This is a genomic window from Pseudomonas sp. TE9122, from assembly GCF_056278925.1.
This window is the reverse complement of sequence record NZ_JBWBQI010000001.1, coordinates 2,894,638-2,913,250: the sequence shown is the minus strand read 5'-3', so window position 1 is coordinate 2,913,250 and position 18,613 is coordinate 2,894,638. Positions and strand designations below refer to the sequence as shown.

At 55.4% G+C, this 18,613-nt stretch carries 13 protein-coding genes and 3 pseudogenes; 12 read left to right on the top strand and 4 right to left on the bottom strand.

The features are described from left to right. Positions 1-351: 351 nt before the first annotated feature. From ACZ9BE_RS13055 to ACZ9BE_RS13020, 8 genes and pseudogenes are all read left to right on the top strand, one after another. A pseudogene (locus tag ACZ9BE_RS13055) lies at positions 352-618 on the top strand (hypothetical protein); the annotation flags it as partial. Positions 619-764: 146 nt separating this feature from the next. Further along, a complete protein-coding gene (locus ACZ9BE_RS13050; RefSeq protein ID WP_476249527.1) occupies positions 765-3,335 on the top strand; it encodes a DUF637 domain-containing protein in 2,571 nt (856 codons plus the stop codon). A 104-nt stretch (positions 3,336-3,439) separates the two neighbouring features. Beyond that, positions 3,440-3,922 (top strand): hypothetical protein, encoded by a 483-nt coding sequence (locus ACZ9BE_RS13045; protein WP_237143779.1) that lies wholly within the window; start codon positions 3,440-3,442, stop codon positions 3,920-3,922. Between the two features lie 127 nt (positions 3,923-4,049). Further along, a pseudogene (locus ACZ9BE_RS13040) lies at positions 4,050-6,740 on the top strand (DUF637 domain-containing protein); the annotation flags it as partial. Further along, positions 6,740-7,174, top strand: coding sequence for a hypothetical protein (locus ACZ9BE_RS13035; RefSeq protein WP_016775049.1), 435 nt, complete (start codon positions 6,740-6,742; stop codon positions 7,172-7,174). The pseudogene ACZ9BE_RS13040 and the gene ACZ9BE_RS13035, both read left to right, overlap by 1 nt. 498 nt (positions 7,175-7,672) lie before the next feature. Beyond that, complete coding sequence (locus tag ACZ9BE_RS13030; RefSeq protein WP_056789322.1) at positions 7,673-7,948, top strand: hypothetical protein; 276 nt, start codon at positions 7,673-7,675, stop codon at positions 7,946-7,948. Between the two features lie 465 nt (positions 7,949-8,413). Next, a complete protein-coding gene (locus ACZ9BE_RS13025; protein ID WP_056789325.1) occupies positions 8,414-8,965 on the top strand; it encodes a hypothetical protein in 552 nt (183 codons plus the stop codon). Between the two features lie 139 nt (positions 8,966-9,104). Then, positions 9,105-9,449 carry a hypothetical protein gene (locus ACZ9BE_RS13020; protein WP_056789328.1) on the top strand — a complete coding sequence of 115 codons (345 nt, stop codon included), beginning with the start codon at positions 9,105-9,107 and terminating at the stop codon, positions 9,447-9,449. Positions 9,450-9,542: 93 nt separating this feature from the next. Here the strand turns inward: ACZ9BE_RS13020 and ACZ9BE_RS13015 are convergent, their stop codons facing one another. Then, positions 9,543-10,586 (bottom strand): LLM class flavin-dependent oxidoreductase, encoded by a 1,044-nt coding sequence (locus tag ACZ9BE_RS13015; protein WP_101155121.1) that lies wholly within the window; start codon positions 10,584-10,586, stop codon positions 9,543-9,545. Between the two features lie 203 nt (positions 10,587-10,789). On the opposite strand from ACZ9BE_RS13015, the pseudogene ACZ9BE_RS13010 reads away from it, so the two are divergent. Both ACZ9BE_RS13010 and ACZ9BE_RS13005 read left to right on the top strand, forming a co-directional pair. Continuing rightward, positions 10,790-11,830 (top strand): annotated as a pseudogene (locus ACZ9BE_RS13010) (cache domain-containing protein); the annotation flags it as partial. 138 nt (positions 11,831-11,968) lie between these two features. Beyond that, positions 11,969-12,736, top strand: coding sequence for a methyl-accepting chemotaxis protein (locus ACZ9BE_RS13005; protein WP_370593578.1), 768 nt, complete (start codon positions 11,969-11,971; stop codon positions 12,734-12,736). 139 nt (positions 12,737-12,875) lie between these two features. Here the strand turns inward: ACZ9BE_RS13005 and ACZ9BE_RS13000 are convergent, their stop codons facing one another. Beyond that, positions 12,876-13,361: a flavin reductase family protein gene (locus tag ACZ9BE_RS13000; protein WP_016775037.1), complete on the bottom strand. Its 486-nt coding sequence runs from the start codon at positions 13,359-13,361 to the stop codon at positions 12,876-12,878. A gap of 323 nt (positions 13,362-13,684) precedes the next feature. On the opposite strand from ACZ9BE_RS13000, the gene ACZ9BE_RS12995 reads away from it, so the two are divergent. Further along, positions 13,685-15,091, top strand: a complete 1,407-nt coding sequence (locus tag ACZ9BE_RS12995) for a purine-cytosine permease family protein (protein WP_016775036.1) — start codon at positions 13,685-13,687, stop codon at positions 15,089-15,091. 249 nt (positions 15,092-15,340) lie between these two features. Continuing rightward, the gene (locus ACZ9BE_RS12990; protein ID WP_041480044.1) at positions 15,341-16,441 is read left to right on the top strand and encodes a polyamine ABC transporter substrate-binding protein; all 1,101 of its coding nucleotides are present in this window, start codon (positions 15,341-15,343) and stop codon (positions 16,439-16,441) included. Between the two features lie 124 nt (positions 16,442-16,565). Here ACZ9BE_RS12990 and ACZ9BE_RS12985 read toward each other — a convergent pair whose 3' ends face one another. Both ACZ9BE_RS12985 and ACZ9BE_RS12980 read right to left on the bottom strand, forming a co-directional pair. Then, positions 16,566-17,540, bottom strand: coding sequence for a TerC family protein (locus tag ACZ9BE_RS12985; protein WP_476249526.1), 975 nt, complete (start codon positions 17,538-17,540; stop codon positions 16,566-16,568). A 239-nt stretch (positions 17,541-17,779) separates the two neighbouring features. Continuing rightward, the gene (locus ACZ9BE_RS12980) at positions 17,780-18,568 is read right to left on the bottom strand and encodes a helix-turn-helix domain-containing protein (protein WP_315434746.1); all 789 of its coding nucleotides are present in this window, start codon (positions 18,566-18,568) and stop codon (positions 17,780-17,782) included. Positions 18,569-18,613 lie beyond the last annotated feature (45 nt).

Genomic DNA, 18,613 nt, shown 5'->3' with positions numbered 1-18,613 from the left:
TGTGATCCTTCTGATAAATATGCTGCTCGTTTTGGGTTTTTAGATATGAATAGTGTGCATCTGGATGATTTCATTCAGATTATGGAGCTGGTAGCAAAAAAATGCGAAGGATTCTTTATATTTAAAATCGACGGTGAAAGGAAGTCCGATATTTATACTTTTGTTCTAAATGCCTCTTCGCAAAGTAACGTGGTTCTAAGAAAGGACACAGATAATATACGAGAAGGTATGAGGTTTTTTTTCTGCGAGCTTGAAAGAGCTGGAATCTACCTCTGACTAAAGAGTTGGCAGGTTCGGCAGTCGAAAGCTCAGCGTATCTAGAAGTGCGGTGTGTGGCTTCTTTCGGGAATGGTCGGCAGCGAAATCGAGACCGGTGGCAACCTGTCGCTGATCAGCTAGGGCGACCAGCATTACCGGTGGCCAAACTCGACAGCGACAAGGGCTTCGTCCTCGATAGCGGCGGCGCCATCACCTTCGAAGGGGTGGAGGATCTGCATGACGAGAGTCACACCAAAACCAATAACAACGCCGCGTGGGTCTCGGCCAAAGGTCTGGGGCAACACCGACGAAACCCTGCGACAGACCCAGATGATTTCCATAGGCAACATTGTCCTGGAGATAAACGGGGACAGACCACCTTTCATTTCGCGTCGAGCGTATAACGCGATGGTGACCTGAAGCTCGATGCCGGTCGCGACATCAACGTCGTCGCCATCGCCGAAGCTACCGGCAACCTTACCGCCGAGGCCAAGCGCGACATCAACATGTCTTCGGCAGGTGATGAACACAACGTCGAAACCCATAGCAAGGACGGCAAGAAACGTGTCCATGAACAGGATGACCACACTGTTCAGAAAGCAGCTGAGTTCATCGCCGGCGGCGACGTAAAAACCAGTTCCGGCCGTGACACCACACTGGTCGCGAGCAAAATCAGCGCAGGCAATGAAGCCTACGTCTACGCCGGTAACGACCTCAATCTGCTGGCCGCGCAGAACAAGGACCACACGCTCTACGACATGAAGGAGAAGGGCGGTTTCGGCAACCTGAAACTCCAGCGCGACGAAGTCACCCAGGTCACCCACGTCGGCAGCGAAATCAAGACCGGCGGCAACCTGTCTCTGGTCAGCCTGGGCGACCAGCATTACCAGGTGGCCAAACTCGACAGCGGCAAGGACATCCTCCTCGACAGCGGCGGCGCCATCACCTTCGAAGGGGTGAAGGATCTGCATGACGAGAGCCATACCAAAACCAACAACAACGCCGCATGGGTCTCGGCCAAGGGTCGCGGCAACACCGACGAAACCCTGCGCCAGACGCAGATGATTGCCAAGGGCAACATCGTCCTGAAAGCGGTCGATGGGCTGAAGATTGATATCAAGGATGTGAGTCAGGAGTCCGTCAGCCAGACCATTGATGCGATGGTCAAGGCTGATCCGCAACTGGCGTGGTTGAAGGATGCGGAGGCTCGGGGAGATGTTGATTGGCGGCGCGTGAAGGAGATTCACGAGTCGTTTAAATACGAGAATTCGGGCGTCGGGCCAGCGGCGCAAATTGCCATCGCCATCATGATGTCTTTTGTGATGGGGCCGGCAGGACTGGGCTTGGTCGGCGGTGGCTTCGGCGGCGCATTCGCCACAACCCTCGCTACGACGGGCGTGACAAGCACGATCAGCAACAAAGGGAACCTCGGCGCTGCTTTCAAGGAAACATTCAGCGCCGACAGTCTCAAGAACGCAGCTATCGCTGGCTTCACCGCAGGCATGCTTGATTATGCCGATGCCAATTGGTTTGCAGCGGGGGGCAGCAAAGCCGCAAGTATTCTGACCAGCAGTAATTTTACCGACGTAGCGATCCGAACTGCGGGTCGCGCGGTCATTTCCAGTGGCATCTCTACCACCATTGGTGGCGGTAGCTTTGGTGACAACTTTGGTTCCGCGTTGCTGGGAGAAGCGGGCAGTGTCGCGATGGCGACCGGGTTCAATTTTGTTGGCGATCAAACGATCAAGTTCCCGGAAGGTGGCGTAGTAAAAGTTGTCGCGCATGCGCTGATGGGGGGCTTGCTTTCCGAGGCGATGGGTGGGGATTTTGCTACTGGTGCGGCGGCTGCCGGGTTGAACGAAGCGGCGATGAATGTCCTTGTGAAGTTCGCTGGTGGCAATGATCAGTTGCACTTGATGATGTCGCAGCTAACCGGGCTCGTTGCTGCCGCAGCGGTGGATGGTGATCTGCAGCAGGGTGCAAATATTGCGAAGAATGCCACTCAGTACAACTGGCTGTTACATAGAGACGTTGTCGCGGCGGACAGAGCTCGAGCAGCTTGTGGTTCGGGAGAGGGCGCTCAAGGGTGCCGGGACAATATCACCCGGGCAACAGCGGCATTGGATGCCGAAAGACAACGTGATATGGAGGAGTTCGGGCGCAAGATTCAGCTACAAGCACTACAAGAAGGATGGACGCTTGAGCAATACAATGCCGCCAAGGCCAATTATTTTGCAGGCATTGACCCAAAAGAGCTTACGACTGTTTACCCTCCTTCGCTGGATCCGGGATTTCTGGCCAGAGAAGGGGGTACTAGCGTTCGTGAAATAGTTGCTGCATGGCCAGGTGGAGCAGTCAAAACAGCGGAATCCTTCTGGAATGCCGTCTCATCACCTTTTGACACGATTGGTGCAATCGCAAACGGTATTGGCGGGCTAGCTCTGGGGTTTAAGGATTGGATTACCAGTCCGATCCCGTCGCATACGCTGGAAAAAGAATTTGATAAAGTAGCGACTGCCTCCGCCCAGGAATTGGGTGGTATGGCTTTTGACGCTGTTACCGGACTCTTGACTGCTCACATTGGTGGGAAAGCTGTCGAGTGGGTCGGTGGCAAATGGGTTGCTCCAATTGATCAACCTAAACCAACTATTGAGCTATTTGGAGGTAAGAGCGCTCAAACTCCAGGTGCGCTTAATATTGATATTAGTGGCAGTATCGAATCAGGCGTCCGTGCCGACGCCAGGAACTTACCTCTCAGAGATAACTCCGTGCGAGAAATCGTGGCCAGTAACCCATTCATACCTAAAGGTGCAGGGGGCACTTTCTCCATGATGGACTTTTTGCCTGAGGCGACACGGGTGGTTGAGCCCGGTGGGAAAATATTCATAAACACTAACTCGGCAAATCCGTATGGAAAACTACCAAGTGCAGCCGATCTTGAGTCGGTTGGCGTCAGGGTTATCCAGGATGGAGGTCTAGATGCTCGATTCTCGGGGCACACGTTCCTACGCACAGACGGTAGTAAGATTACTGATCTCCATAGTATGAAAACCATCGTTCTAGAGAAAATAAAATGATAGTTTCAGCGATGTTTGATTCCCTCGTCACATTTGACTGCGTATATGGAGGCTTTGAGCTCGAAAATGGAGTAGTTCGCCTTTATGTCGAAAGAGGCCTAGCCTTGAAAAAGACGAAGTTGGTAACAGCGGCGGATGGCGCTCGGATCGTACAGTGTGATGAAGATGAGTGTCCTAAGGGCGAAAGTATTTTTCCTGTTCATTACATTTACGATCCCGCTAGAGATGTGGAGTATGTTGAATGGAGTCTTGTAAATGGTTTGTTACACGCTCGAAGCGAGGGTGGTGAATGGGTCAGATACGAGAGCAAGAGTGAAGGTTTGCACGCAATGCATGAATATGTGGGTGACTGCTGGCTGGTCTTTTCGGGTGTGAGTGTGTTGAGAAAAGTTATCTATGAATATTCTCTCGATCGAAAGAGTTCCTCAGGTAATGAGTTTGTCGAGGAGTTTATTAGTGGGCCTAAAGTCGATAAGTCGGCAAGTGAGTATTTTCTTGAGGGTGAAATAAACGTTTTGCCTGGGCCAGGATGGATGTCTTTGAAAATTGATGCAGATTCGTTTCATATCGAGATTCCCGACGATTGAAAGAAAAGCGGATAAATGGGGACCGGATAAATGGGGACAGACCACCTTTCGAGAGACAAACGGGGACAGGCCACCTTCAAATTCGCGTCGAGCGTAAAAGCGGCGGTGACCTGCAGCTCGATGCCGTCGCAACATCTATTTGTCCTCGGCCGGAGATGAACACAACGTCGAAACCCATAGCAAGGACGGCAAGAAACGTGTCCATGAACAGGATGACCACACTGTTCAGAAAGCAGCTGAGTTCATCGCCGGCGGCGACGTAAAAACCAGTTCCGGCCGTGACACCACACTGATCTCGAGCAAAATCAGCGCAGGCAATGAAGCCTACGTCTACGCCGGTAACGACCTCAGTCTTCTGGCCGCGCAGAACAAGGACCACACGCTCTACGACATGAAGGAGAAGGGCGGTTTCGGCAACCTGAAACTCCAGCGCGACGAAGTCACCCAGGTCACCCACGTCGGCAGCGAAATCAAGACCGGCGGCAACCTGTCTCTGGTCAGCCTGGGCGACCAGCATTACCAGGTGGCCAAACTCGACAGTGGCAAGGACATCCTCCTCGACAGCGGCGGCGCCATCACCTTCGAAGGGGTGAAGGATCTGCATGACGAGAGCCATACCAAAACCAACAACAACGCCGCATGGGTCTCGGCCAAGGGTCGCGGCAACACCGACGAAACCCTGCGCCAGACGCAGATGATCGCCAAGGGCAACATCGTTTTGAAAGCGGTCGATGGGCTGAAGATTGATATCAAGGATGTGAGTCAGGAGTCCGTCAGCCAGACCATTGATGCGATGGTCAAGGCTGATCCGCAACTGGCGTGGTTGAAGGATGCGGAGGCTCGGGGAGATGTTGATTGGCGGCGCGTGAAGGAGATTCACGAGTCGTTTAAATACAGCAACTCGGGGCTTGGCCCGGCTTCGCAGATGATTATTGCGATCGTGATGGCTGCCTTTGTCGGGCCTGCTGCGTTCGCTTCGCTAAGCGCGAGCATGGGCACCGCCTGGGCCGCAGGCCTCGCCGCTGTGGCAACAGGTGCAGCCACAAATGCCACGACCAGTTTTATCAATAACGGCGGAAACCTTGGAGCGGTTTTCGCGGACGTTACTTCATCCGATGCACTGAAGGGCTATGTGATTTCCGGAGTGACAGCCGGATTGATGGCCGAATACCTGAACCAGCTGACGGGTATGAAATACGATCCGAATACCGGAAAGCTGCTCGGCCCGTCGTTAGCCACGTGGGAGGGCGTCGGCAGATTTGCTGGAAGCCAAATCATCCAGGGTGGCACTTCCGCGCTGATCACCAAGGCAGTCGGCGGCGATGCAAGTGCCGGTGACGTTCTGAAGACGGCTCTGTTCAATACCGTCGCAGCGTTCAGCTTCAACATGGTGGGCGATCTCACGCAGGGCGTTCTGGATGATGGCTCAGCGGGCAAAATCATCATTCATGCGGCGGTGGGTGGGCTGTTGTCGGAGATGACCGGCGGGGATTTTGCGACAGGCGCGTTGGCGGCTGGTGCGAATGAAGCGCTTGTTGGTGAGATGAACAAATGGTTCAAGGGCAATCCCGAGTTGTTGCTCATGGGGTCGCAGATAGTGGGGGTGCTCTCCGCAACTGCGCTGGGCAATACTGATCAAGAGTCATTGGAAAACGCTTCTTGGGTTGCCAACAACGCGACACAGTACAACTTCCTGAATCATCAGGATGTAAAAGACCTCGAGAAAGCGCTTAAGGAGTGTAAAGACAACTGTGATGCTGTTCGAGCTGAGTTTGCCAAGCGTGATGCGGATAACACGGCGCGGCTCAATAACTGTTGGGCGACCGGCGATTGCGCGCAGATCAAGGCTGAGATTGATGAAGGCTCTCTTGCATTAAATAAACTTTGGGAAAATGACGATTCGGGGATCACAGATCAATTCCTTCATAGCAATATCGCCGACTCGACCAACGCTAGGACGCGAGCGGTCCTCGACCACCTTCCGAAAGGGGATCCGGCTAATGCGGTGAAATTGTTGGCTGCAGCGGGAATTATTGCTCTTGCGCCGGAAGCGATTGGTTTGCTTGGACAGTTGGCCACGAGAGGTGCAGCTACTTGTGCAGCAAACCCAGTGCTGTGCGCGAACGAAGTCGCGATCTGGACCGCTGAGGCAGGAATGTCGGAGGCACTTCCCGTGGGGTTAGGGGCCACAGCAGGTGGGGCCGCAGCCAAGGAACTGAGTGATCTCCGCGGTTTGATGGAGATCGAAGCGAAAACTGGGGCTAAGCTAACGGCTGAGCAGATTGCGGCAGTCGTTAGGCCGGCAGCGATAGGTTCAGAGGGGGCAGCCACCGTTGGAGGTCAGGCAACCTCTACATTTTTGAAAGATTTTGGCGAGAAAGTTCTTAGTCATAACACCCAGATTGGCGTGCGTAATAGTAAGGCGGGGACGATTTCTGGTGCTCATAACAGCGATGCCTTCTTGGAGTCGGTTGAAAAAACTGGGGCAAAAATCTCCAACAAAACTACGGATGTCCGTTATCCTGGCCTTGTGGAGTATAGTTATCAGTTGCCTAAAACTAACACTCGGGGCGAGTTGGTCGGTGGATACAAGTCCAAATCCACCAAAACAACTTATGATTCGAAAATTCTGTCAGATATCAAGGTGGCTGATATGTCGAGCAGGGCGGCAGTCGAAGCTGGCTCTTTGTTCAGAGCTAATCCAGCCATGAGGGAGGCCAGTATCAAAGTTGATGGTTATTACTTTCAAGTGACGCGTGATAGCAAAACTGGAGATATAACAAACTCATTTATTACTATGCCGCCGAGGATGAAATAATGGCTGATTTGGTTTGGTTAGAGGTTCTCAAGGAATCATTTTCTTCAACTGACGCAGATTATGAGGGTCTTTACGAGTTAATTGAGGCTTCTATCGTAAGAGGGAGGACTAATTTTCCTGCGTTCATCTACGACGCTTCGCAGGGACATGGGTTCTCAGTGGCTGAAGGTTTTTTTTACTCGCTTGATCAGGATTGGGACGATCCAGAAGAATTCAATGAGGTAAGTTTCTTCTTGGGGGAAGCGTTAACTTCTAGCATACCTGTGGCTGACTACGTTTCTCTGATGAAAATTGCAGCTGATGTTTATTCTGCTTACTTTCCAGATGAACGCGATGGAGTTCAAAGGTCTGCTGAAAGATTAGAAAAGCGTTATTCACAACAAATGGAGGAGATAAACGGGGACAGACCACCTTTCAATTCTCGTCCAGCGTAAAAGCGGTGGCGACCTGAAGCTCAATGCCGGTCGCGACATCAACGTTGTCGCCATCGCCGAAGCTACCGGCAACCTTACCGCCGAGGCCAAGCGCGATATCTCCCTGTCTCGGCCGGTGATGAACACAACGTCGAAATCCACAGCAGGCACGGCAAGAAACGCGTCCATGAAGAGGACGACTACTCTTTTCAGGAAGCTGCTGATTCATCGCCGGCGGCGACGCAAATACCAGCCCGGACCTCGACACCACACTGGTCGCGGGGAAGATCTGCACAGGCAACGAAGCCTACGTCTACGCCGGTAATGATCTGAACCTGCTGGCCGCGCAAAACAAGGGCCGCACCCTCTACGACATGAAGGAGTAAAACGTGTCTGTCCGCCGTTTTCCCAAGTAAGGTGATTGGAACAAACGTCTGATGCGCTCCAATCTCGACAATCAAAATAAATGTTCGGGATGGTGGGATCCAGACTGCGTTCTCGTACTGGTTAGGAATGGTTATGAGCAGTGGCGGCACGATAATAGAACGATTTGTGGCCCAAGAGTTGGACGACAGCGTTCGCTCTATTTTGAAAAACGCCTTTGATGAGCGGGTTTGCTCAGAGAGCATTCTGTTCAGGGCGTTCGAGTTTAATTGCTTTGACGTTTCTTTAGACTTTGAAAAAGGCATCGTCACATTGCAAGATGTACTCTCCGCTAGAGAAAGTAGCGTTCTTGATATACCGATACGTGATTTTATCTCTGCTTGTGGTTTGAATGTCTCTTGTAAATTGTAGAGGCCTAGATGTGATCTGACACCGGCCTAGCACCCAGATAAACGGGGACAGACCACGTTTAAAACGCATTCCAAAACGTGATCTGTCCCCGTTTCCCCGAGTCGGCGCAACATATTGAAGATGCCATCGGGGGGTAAATGGGGACAGACCACGTTTAGAAAGCACTCTGAAAACGTGGTCTGTCCCCGTTACCTCTCTACCGCAGTGGAGTTTGTGCCAAAATGGACGCGAAACAGCTCGGGTCAGATCGATGCTTTTACCTCTCCCGCAGAAGCAATAAAAATGCTTGAAGTCAATGGTTATAGCAGGACATTCTCACAAGACGGAAAAGTTTCAATATTGACCAAGGGAGATAGGACCTATAGGTTCTATCCAGAGTCGACGTCGACTAAAGAACCAACTGCATCGCTGGATATTGCAGGTATCAAAAAAACGATTGTCAAAATCCGATTCAAGGGTAACTAAATGAGCCTCACCAAACTCGAACATCAAGAGCTAAATCAGATAACCGCGATGTTATCGAATCGTCTTGAACTGAATAAAGATTTGCCCGAAATGGTTTTTCGAGATTCAGGATTAGAGTTTTATTTTTTTGAGAGGCCTCTTTTGAGCAATGTTGATGTACTCGATAGTTTGCTCTGTTCTAGCTTTAAAGTTTTTTCGACGAGTGCGTTTGCCCTGTTCGATGCGCCGCTGGCTAGCACTTGTTATCTTTTTGATGGGGAGAATACTCAAGAAGATGTTGAGGAGTTAAGCGTGGGGTTTCGAGATTTTTTCAAGGGTACAGTAAATTATCCGGTTGTCATGGGTAATGTGAGTTTTGATTGGCTATTGTTTGAAAGTGCTTGCGAAGAGTACGGTGTGCTGGCTTTCGATTCACGGCATGCTTCTAGTGAGTTTTCTGAGTGTTTAAGCTGCAACTTGATCAGCTCTGCAGAGTTTCAGAGTCTTAGAGGTTACGATAAAGCCTTGGATAAAATAATTGCAGCTTTTCATGCCTATTTTGAAAAAATATAGATTGTGAATAGTTTTCCTTTCGTGAGGTGGAACAAATAAATCGCTCTTCGCGTTATACATTTCATACGGATCCTCATACTCATACCTACCAGTACGGGCCGGGCAAGGGTGACAATGGACAGCATACGAGGATCAACCATTGAGCAATCTCAAAGCACTGAATGACGGTCTACATGAATACGTTTATGTGGAAAGTCTTCATCTGGATTCCGAAGATGGACTTAGCGGTTACAACCTGTTGATGACGCTGGCGAAGTCTGCGGATCCTGGAGCAGCGACTATCGCGGTCATGTTTTTTAAGGTGGGCGGTTTGAACGTGCGGGGATTTGGTGGTGGCCTGACACAGTTCATGGATCTTTGCGTGTCGAGGGTTGAAGGCGGATTGGATCGTATCCGGTATGAGCTGGTTGATGAGGAAGAAGAAAAAATAGCTTTCAACTTCCACTCCTTCAAAGTGCTCAGCGAGGATGGCAGCGGCGAATAGGCTGCGAAAGCCAGGTTGCACGAATTGATGCCTTTTTCCAAAAAAAGCCCCGTCTGAAGCGGGGCGTTTTTTTTGGTTTAACCTGCGAAACCTTTAGCGAAACGCCGGCACCACATGCTTGATAAACAACTCCAGCGACTTCTTCTTCTCTTCATGCGGCAAGCTGTTGTCGCACCAGAAACTAAACTCATCCACCCCCAATTCCTGGTAATACTTGATCCGCGGAATGATCTCTTCCGGCGTGCCGATCATTGCGGTCTTGTGCAGGCTCTCCAGTTCAAACTCAGGACGCCCGGCAAACTTCTCTTCAGGACTCGGCGCGAGGAAGCCATTGACCGGGGTTTGCTTGTTGCCGAACCAGGCATCGAACGTGCGGTAGAAACGTGAGATGGCTTTGGCGCCAACTTGCCAGCCGTCCGGGTCATCAGCGGTGTGCACGTGGGTGTGGCGCAGCACCATCAATTGTGGGCGCGGTACGTCTGGGTTGTTGTCCAGTGCAGTCTGGAATTTGTTCTTCAGGTCGAGGACTTCTTCGTCGCCTTTCATCAATGGCGTGACCATGACGTTGCAGCCGTTGGCCACGGCGAAGTTGTGCGAGTCGGGGTCGCGGGCGGCGATCCACATTGGCGGGTTTGGCTTCTGGATCGGTTTCGGCACGCTGGTGGAGGTGGGGAATTTCCAGATGTCGCCGTCGTGGGCGTAGTCGCCTTGCCACAGGGCGCGGACCACCGGGACCATTTCGCGCAGGGCCTGGCCGCCGCTGGAGGCGGGCATGCCGCCGGCCATGCGGTCGAATTCGACTTGATAGGCGCCGCGCGCCAGACCGACTTCCATGCGGCCGTTGCTGATCACGTCGAGCAGGGCGCATTCGCCGGCGACGCGCAGCGGGTGCCAGAACGGCGCGATGATGGTGCCGGCGCCGAGGTGGATGGTGGTGGTTTTCGCCGCGAGGTAGGCCAGCAGCGGCATCGGGCTTGGGGAGATGGTGTATTCCATGGCGTGGTGTTCGCCGATCCACACGGTGCTGAAACCGCCAGCCTCGGCCATCAGGGTCAGTTCGGTCAGGTCTTCGAACAGTTGGCGGTGGCTGACGCTTTCGTCCCAGCGTTCCATGTGTACGAACAGGGAAAATTTCATGACGCTACCTCGAGTCTTTTGTAATTGGCCGGTCGTGTGCGGGCCTGTCGAACTGACGTGAACGCTGCGCGCTCGCGAGTCTTCTCACCATTCAAGCACGCCTTCGAGTACGGCTGTTCGGTTGATTGAATATTGGTATACCATAATACGGAATATCCGCAAAATATTTCTGACCGACACTTCGAACAAGGAAGGCGCAAGCAATGAACATAAAACAAAAACTGACTCTGGCGTTTGCGGTAATCGCCAGCCTGCCGGTGTTACTGGTGGCAGCGCTGATCATCCTCAATGTCCGCGAGGGCGCGCGCGACACCTTTACCGACAGCACCGGGCGCGAAGTGCGTCAGGTGGAAAACGCGATGCAGCTGTTTTTCGAGGGCATCAGCCAGAACGTTGCTTACCTGGCCGAGCATCCGCAACTGCAGAGCATCGACACCAGCCTCAAACGCTACCTGAGCAGCGACGCCGCGCAAGTGCCGCTGGGGCCGCAGGATCAACAGCTGTTCAAGCTGTTCGACGGTCTGGCCAAGGCGCACCCGGCTTACACCTATCTATCTGTCGGCACCGAGCAGGGCGGTTACCTGTTCTGGCCGGGCGATGCGCAACTGGCCAACTACGATCCGCGCCCCCGGCCCTGGTACAAAACCGCGATGGCCAATCCCGGCAAAACCCTGCGCACCGAGGCCTATTACTGGGCGGCGGATGACGTGGTGCTGGTGAGCACTGTGCGCAGCTTCAACAACCAGTTGGGCAGCAATGCCGGCGTGGTCAACATCGATGTGTCGCTCAAGCAATTGACCGACCTGGTCAAGCAGATCCGCCTCGGTGAGAGCGGTTATCTGATGCTGATGGAAGCCAACAACACCGTGCTGGTCGACCCGAGTGATCCGGCGCACAACTTCAAGAAACTCAGCGATCTCGGCGACGGTTATCAGCAACTGGCCGAGGCGGGCAAAGGCCTGGTCGAGGTGCAATTGGCCGGCGAGGATTACATGGCGCTGGTCTGGCCGTCGCAGGCGTTGGGCTGGCGGTTTGTCGGGCTGGTGAAGGCCAGCGAAGTTATGGCCGGGGCGACGCGTTTGACCTGGCTGATCGGCGCTATCGCTGTGGTTTGCGCACTGTTGTTTGCAATGGCCGGCGCGTGGTTCGCCGGGCTGATGGTCAAGCCGATTCGTGGTGTCGCCAGCGGACTCGAAGGCATTGCCCAGGGCGAGGGCGATCTGACTGCGCGACTGGAAGTACGCGGGCAGGATGAAACCGCGCAACTGGCCGGCTGGTTCAACCAGTTTCTTGAAGCTATTCGCACATTGATTCAACGCATCGGCCAGGCAGCCGGGCAGATTCACAGCAGCTCCGGCAGCGCCACCGAGGTCTCGGCGGAAATGGCCGACGTCGCTTCGCGTCAGCGTGAGGCGGTGGACATGGTTTCTACGGCGTTTCACGAAATGGTCGCCACTTCCAACGAGGTTGCGCGCTCGTGCAGTCAGGCGGCCGACTCGGCAGACAACGGTCAGCGTCAGGCACACACCGGGCAGCAGCAGATCGACGCGGCGGTAAGTAACGTCGGGCGCTTGAGTCAGGAGATCGGCCACAGCGCCGAGTCGATGCAGCAACTGGAGCAGGACAGCAACGACATCCAGTCGATCCTCGGCACGATCCGTTCGATTGCCGAGCAGACCAATCTGCTCGCGCTCAACGCCGCCATCGAAGCCGCGCGCGCCGGTGAACAGGGCAGGGGCTTTGCCGTGGTCGCCGATGAAGTTCGGGCGCTGGCCAAACGCACCTCGGATTCAACCGGTGAGATTGACGCACTGCTGGGCAATCTGGCGCGGCGCACCCACCAGATGGGCAAGCAGATGCACGCCAGCCTTGAGGTGTCGCAGGAAACCGTGGTGTCGATCAACGAGGCGCGGGCGAGTTTTGAATTGATCCGTGAATCGGTCGACGTGATCCGCGACATGAACACGCAGATCGCCACAGCGGCGGAGGAACAGCATCAAGTGGCGGAAGACATCAATCGGCACATCAGCCAGATTCATGGCGATGCGCAGTTGGTGGCGAGCCTGGCGGATTCAACTCGGCAGGATGCGCAGAACCTGACGGCGTTGTCGCAGACGTTGAATCAGTTGGTGAGCCGGTTTAGGACCTGACACGGTCGCCCAGGCAACACCAAAACCTGTGGGAGCGAGCCTGCTCGCGAAGGCGTCGGGTCAGTCAAAAATGTAACAACTACCCATCGCTTTCGCGAGCAGGCTCGCTCCCACATGGGATATCCGAGATCTGGTGAAATCACGCCACAACCGGTAACGCACCCATCTTGCCGTGGCAATACACCAGCGGCCCGGCGACCTGCTCGGGGACGATCAGGTTCTTCACCGCGCCGACCATGATCGCGTGGTCGCCACCTTCGTATTCACGCCACAACTCGCACTCGATCACCGCCGTCGCATTGGCAAGGATCGGGTTGCCCAGTTCGCTCAACGTCCACTCGATGCCCTGCGCCTTGTCCTTGCCTTTGCGCGCGAAGGCATAGGCCTCGCTTTGCTGCACGCTGGACAACAGGTGAATCGCAAAGCGTTTGTTCTTGATCAGCACGGGATAGGAGTCGGAGCTGTAGTTGGGGCAGAACAGCACCAGCGCCGGGTCCATCGACAGTGAGCTGAACGCGCTGGCGGTCAGGCCGACGATCTGGCCGTCGTCGTCCAGCGTGGTGATGACGGTGACGCCGGACGGGAACGAGCCCATGACTTGTTTGTAAATGGCAGCATCGATCATTGGGTGGTCCTCGGGTGGTGTGACGCGGTTTTTATGGTTTGTAGGTCTGATGGTATACCGTAATACACATCTTGCAAGAGCTTTTCTGGTGAACCGATAAACGTGCCACTTTCGTCGGAAACTCAATGTTTACGGGGCGTTCAGCTAGCCGGGCAGGGGCGGGATCAGCGAGGATAGCGGATCAGAGAGCGACAGAATCAGCGGATCAGGCTTGTGTAAAGTTTGGAATACCATAATATGGTCTGCATCTGAGGGGCGACCCAAGAGTCCTCCCGGTTTGGCTTCATACAAAGATAAAAACAGACAAACTCGAGTTCATGCATATGTCCCAGATGTCCCGGCAAGATCCGTTGATCGAGAATCATACGGTCGATTACGTCCCACTCGCGGAACGCCACGGGAAGGCCCGCGATCTGTTCACTCTTTGGTTCAGCACCAACATCGCGCCACTGCCCATCGTTACCGGCGCCATGGTGGTTCAGGTGTTCCACCTCAATCTGTTCTGGGGGCTGCTGGCGATTGCGCTGGGGCACATGATCGGCGGCGTGGTGATTGCGCTGGCCTCGGCCCAGGGTCCGCGCATGGGCATTCCGCAAATGGTCCAGAGTCGCGGTCAGTTCGGTCGTTATGGCGCACTGCTGATCGTGTTCTTTGCGGCGCTCATCTACATCGGTTTCTTCATTTCCAACATCGTGCTGGCCGGTAAATCCATTGTCGGCATTGCCCCGTCAGTGCCAGCGCCGCTGAGCATTCTGATCGGCGCGCTGGCTGCTACGGCGATCGGTGTGATCGGCTACAACTTCATCCACACCCTCAACCGCATCGGCACCTGGGTGATGGGCGGCGCGTTGCTCGCCGGGTTCATCTACATCTTCGCCCATGACTTGCCGGCAGACTTCCTGACGCGCGGCAGTTTCAACCTCTCCGGCTGGCTGGCGACGGTGTCGCTGGGGATCATCTGGCAGATCAGCTTCTCGCCGTACGTCTCCGACTATTCGCGTTATCTGCCAGCAGACATCGGCATCGCCAAACCCTTCTGGGCGACGTATCTGGGCGCAACGCTGGGCACGATTCTGTCGTTCAGTTTTGGCGCGGTGGCGGTACTGGCGACGCCGGAAGGCACTGAAGCGATGGCCGCGGTCAAGCAGTCCACCGGCTGGCTGGGGCCGATTCTGATGGTGCTGTTTCTGCTCAACATCATCAGCCACAACGCGCTGAATCTGTACGGCGCGGTGTTGTCGATCATCACCTCGATTCAGACTTTCGCCAGCCAGTGGACGCCGAGCATCAAGGTGCGCGTGGTGCTGTCGAGCGTGATCCTGGCGGGATGCTGTGTGGTCGCCCTCGGTGCTTCGGCGGATTTCATTTCCGAGTTCATCGGGTTGATTCTGGCGCTGCTGCTGGTGCTGGTGCCGTGGGCGTCGATCAACCTGATCGATTTCTATCTGATCAAGCGCGGTAACTACGACATCGCCTCGATCTTCCGCGCTGACGGCGGGATCTACGGGCGCTTCAACCTGCACGCGATCATTGCCTATTTCATCGGCATTATCGTGCAGCTGCCGTTTGCCAACACCTCGCTGTACGTGGGGCCGTACGCCAATCTGGTGGAAGGTGCCGACCTGTCCTGGCTGGTCGGTCTGGTGGTAACGGTGCCGCTGTATTACTGCCTCGCAACCCGTGGTCAGGCGCAGCAGAGCAGGGCAGCCAGACTCGGCTATACCGACTGATCGAAACGGCAACACAGCAATGCCCGGCCCAGCGCTGGGCATTTTTGTTTGCGTATCTCGGCGGTCAAGCAAATTGGCCATATCGATCCCCTTTTGGCCCGCCGCCTACTGTCATCGCGCTACGCTGTCAGCAAGAATCGAAACCATAACAACAGGCTCGACCTTTTTTGCCCTTGGCTAGCGTTACTGCCACTGCCGTGTACAGAACATAAAAACCATCGATCTCACGTCGCATTCGGGGAAACAACCATGGTCACGATCAAACGCATTCTGGGCGCCACCGTGTGTGGCCTGACGCTGCTGGCCAGCGCCGTCCAGGCCGAGCAGCGCGAACTGCGGGTGTACAACTGGGCGGATTACATTCTGCCGTCAGTGCCCAAGGACTTCGCCGAGCAAAGCAAGATCAAAGTGACCTGGGACACCTTCGACACCAACGAATCCCTGGAAGCCAAACTGCTCACCGGCAACTCCGGTTACGACCTGGTGGTGCCGTCCAATCAGTTCATCGAAACCCAGATCAAGGCCGGCGTGTTCCAGAAACTCGACAAGTCGAAATTGCCGAACTGGCAGCACCAGGATCCGGCCCTGCTCAAATTGCTCGACGCCAACGACCCCGGCAACCAGTACGGCGTGCCGTACATGTACGGCACCGTGCTGATCGGCTTCAACCCGGCCAAGGTCAAGGCCGCCCTGGGCGAAAATGCGCCGGTAGACAGTTGGGATCTGGTGTTCAAGCCCGAGAACATGGAAAAGCTCAAGGCCTGTGGCGTGGCGATGCTCGATTCGCCGTCGGAGATCCTGCCGCTGGCCCTGCATTACCTCGGCCTCGACCCGAACAGCCAAAACCCGGCGGACTATGAAAAGGCCAAGGCCTTGATGATGAAGATTCGCCCTTACGTGACCTACTTCAACTCGGCCAAGTACATGACCGACATTGCCAACGGCGACATCTGCGTGGCGATCGGTTATTCCGGCAGCTTCTACCAGTTCGGTAATCGCGCCAAAGAGGCGGGCAACGGCGTGGTGGTCGACTGGCGTCTGCCGAAGGAGGGCGCGCCGATCTGGTTCGACACGTTCGCCATTCCGAAGAGCGCGAAGAACGTCGCCGAGGCCCACGAATTCCTCAACCACTTGCTCGACCCGAAAGTGATCGCACCGATCAGTGATTTCCTCGGGTATCCAAATGCCAACAAGGACTCGATGCCGCTGGTCAACAAGGACATCACCGACAACCCCAACCTGACCCCGACCAGCGAAGCGCTGAAAACCCTGTATGTGGTGCAGCCGTTGCCGCAGAAAATGGAACGGGTGCGCACGCGGGTGTGGACCAGTATCAAATCCGATAAATAAGAGCATCGCACTTCAAATGTGGGAGCGAGCCTGCTCGCGAAAGCGGTGTGTCATTCAACTCCTATGTTGAATGAACCGGCGTATTCGCGAGCAGGCTCGCTCCCACAGGTGGGGGTGGGTTGTGTCATTCGGTGCGGCGTTCTGCCTCGCGGCTGGTCGCCAGACTCAACAGCACCGACCCCAGGATCACCGTTCCGACTATTGCCAGCGACCATTCCACCGGCATGTGGAACCACGGCATCAGCACCATCTTGCCGCCGATGAACACCAGCACGATCGCCAAGCCATACTTGAGCAGGTGAAAACGGTCAGCCATGTCCGCCAGCAGGAAGTACAGCGCGCGCAGGCCCATGATTGCGAAGATGTTTGAAGTGAAGACAATGAACGGGTCGGTGGTGACGGCGAAGATCGCCGGGATGCTGTCGACCGCGAACATCAAGTCGCTGGCTTCGATCAGCACCAGCACCAGAAACATCGGTGTTGCCCAGCGCACGCCGTTCTGCAGGATGAAAAACTTCTCGCCATGAAAGCCGCTGGTGATGCGCATATGCCCGCGCACCCAGCGCAATAACGGATTCTTTTCCAGATCCGGTTGATGATCAGCGAACACCAGCATCTTGATCCCGGTGATGATCAGGAACACACCGAAGGCATACAGCAGCCATTCGAACTGCGACACCAGCCACACACCGGCGAAAATCATGATCGCGCGCATGACAATCGCGCCCAGCACGCCGTACAGCAGCACTCGTCGTTGCAATTCCGGTGGCACGGCGAAGTAGCTGAAGATCATCACGAAGATGAACATGTTGTCGATCGACAGCGACTGCTCGATCAGGTAACCGGTGAGAAATTCCAGGGTTTTCTGTCGGGCGATTTCACTGCCGAATTCGCCGTGCAGATACCACCAGAGCAGCCCGGCGAAGCTCAGCGCCAACAGGCACCAGGCAACCACCCAGGCCGACGCTTCCCGCACCGACACCCGGTGCGCCTTGCGCCCGCCGAAGACAAACAAGTCCAGGGCCAGCATGGCCAGAACGAAGACGATGAAGGCGCCCCACATCCAGGGTTCGCCGATGTTGATGTTCGTGGCAGGCATGGCACGCTCCCCTGTCTTTTTATTTGCAGCAAGCACATCTCCTGTGGGAGCGAGCCTGCTCGCGAATGCGATGGAACAGCGAAGTTGAGGTTGCTGACCCACCGCGTTCGCGAGCAGGCTCGCTCCCACAGGGATCATCTTCTCTTCTCGATCAAAGTCAGACGGGGCCATGCTAGCGACGGATCTGGAGCAAAGAAAAATCGTTTATTTCTGACTGACAGTTCGGCAAAAACGAAGTGTCAGCGGAAAAACTCCCCCGGCGTCTCGCCAAACTGCTGACGAAATGCGGCGATAAACGCCGAGGTCGAGTCGTATCCACAAGCCAGCGCAACATCGGTCACACGCTCGCCTTTTTCCAGCGGGGTCAGGGCGCCAAGCAAGCGCAGGCGCTGGCGCCAGGCGCGGAAGGTCAGGCCGGTGTCGCGCAAAAACAGCCGTGTCAGAGTCTTTTCGGTGACACCGAATTTTTCGCTCCAGTGGCTCAGCGTGGTCTGCTGCTCCGGATGTTGCTCCAGGCTCTGATAGATCTGCTTCAGGCGCGGGTCTTGCGGCAGCGGCAGCATCAAATCGATGGTCGGCGCGTCGGCCAATTGATCAAGGATCACCTGGGCCAAGCGTCCGTCAGGGCCGCTCTCGTCGTATTCCACCGGGACCTGACTGAAGGCGCGAATCAATTCCCTGAGCAGCGCGCTGACGCCGAGCACATGGCAATGCTCGGCCGCCCAACCGGTGACGCTGCTGTCGATGTACAGGCTGCGCATTTCCGTGTGTGGCGCGCTGAACACCCGGTGCGGCACGCCCGCCGGAATCCACACCGCACGCTCCGGCGGCGCGACGAAACGGCCAGCGCTGGTCTGCACTTCGAGCACGCCCTGAATCGCGTAGGACAACTGCACCCACGGATGACTGTGGCGGCGGGTGAGGGCGCGGTTGGGCAGAGATTCAGTGCGTCCATACACGGGGCGCGGCAGGCTCGGCAGCCCGGGAACACTGCGGCGGACGCTTTTGGCATGTCCTTTAGGCGGCATCTTGCGGCTCTTCGGCGTTAGTCGGTAATTGCCAGTCACGTTAGA

Excerpts from the sequence above, each read along its gene's own strand:
- ACZ9BE_RS13050 (WP_476249527.1), top strand. The coding sequence starts at position 765 with ATGTCTTCGGCAGGTGATGAACACAACGTCGAAACCCATAGCAAGGAC.
- ACZ9BE_RS13035 (WP_016775049.1), top strand. The coding sequence starts at position 6,740 with ATGGCTGATTTGGTTTGGTTAGAGGTTCTCAAGGAATCATTTTCTTCA.
- ACZ9BE_RS13030 (WP_056789322.1), top strand. The coding sequence starts at position 7,673 with ATGAGCAGTGGCGGCACGATAATAGAACGATTTGTGGCCCAAGAGTTG.
- ACZ9BE_RS13025 (WP_056789325.1), top strand. The coding sequence starts at position 8,414 with ATGAGCCTCACCAAACTCGAACATCAAGAGCTAAATCAGATAACCGCG.
- ACZ9BE_RS13015 (WP_101155121.1), bottom strand. The coding sequence starts at position 10,586 with ATGAAATTTTCCCTGTTCGTACACATGGAACGCTGGGACGAAAGCGTC.
- ACZ9BE_RS13005 (WP_370593578.1), top strand. The coding sequence starts at position 11,969 with ATGGCCGACGTCGCTTCGCGTCAGCGTGAGGCGGTGGACATGGTTTCT.
- ACZ9BE_RS13000 (WP_016775037.1), bottom strand. The coding sequence starts at position 13,361 with ATGATCGATGCTGCCATTTACAAACAAGTCATGGGCTCGTTCCCGTCC.
- ACZ9BE_RS12995 (WP_016775036.1), top strand. The coding sequence starts at position 13,685 with ATGTCCCAGATGTCCCGGCAAGATCCGTTGATCGAGAATCATACGGTC.
- ACZ9BE_RS12990 (WP_041480044.1), top strand. The coding sequence starts at position 15,341 with ATGGTCACGATCAAACGCATTCTGGGCGCCACCGTGTGTGGCCTGACG.
- ACZ9BE_RS12985 (WP_476249526.1), bottom strand. The coding sequence starts at position 17,540 with ATGCCTGCCACGAACATCAACATCGGCGAACCCTGGATGTGGGGCGCC.
- ACZ9BE_RS12980 (WP_315434746.1), bottom strand. The coding sequence starts at position 18,568 with ATGCCGCCTAAAGGACATGCCAAAAGCGTCCGCCGCAGTGTTCCCGGG.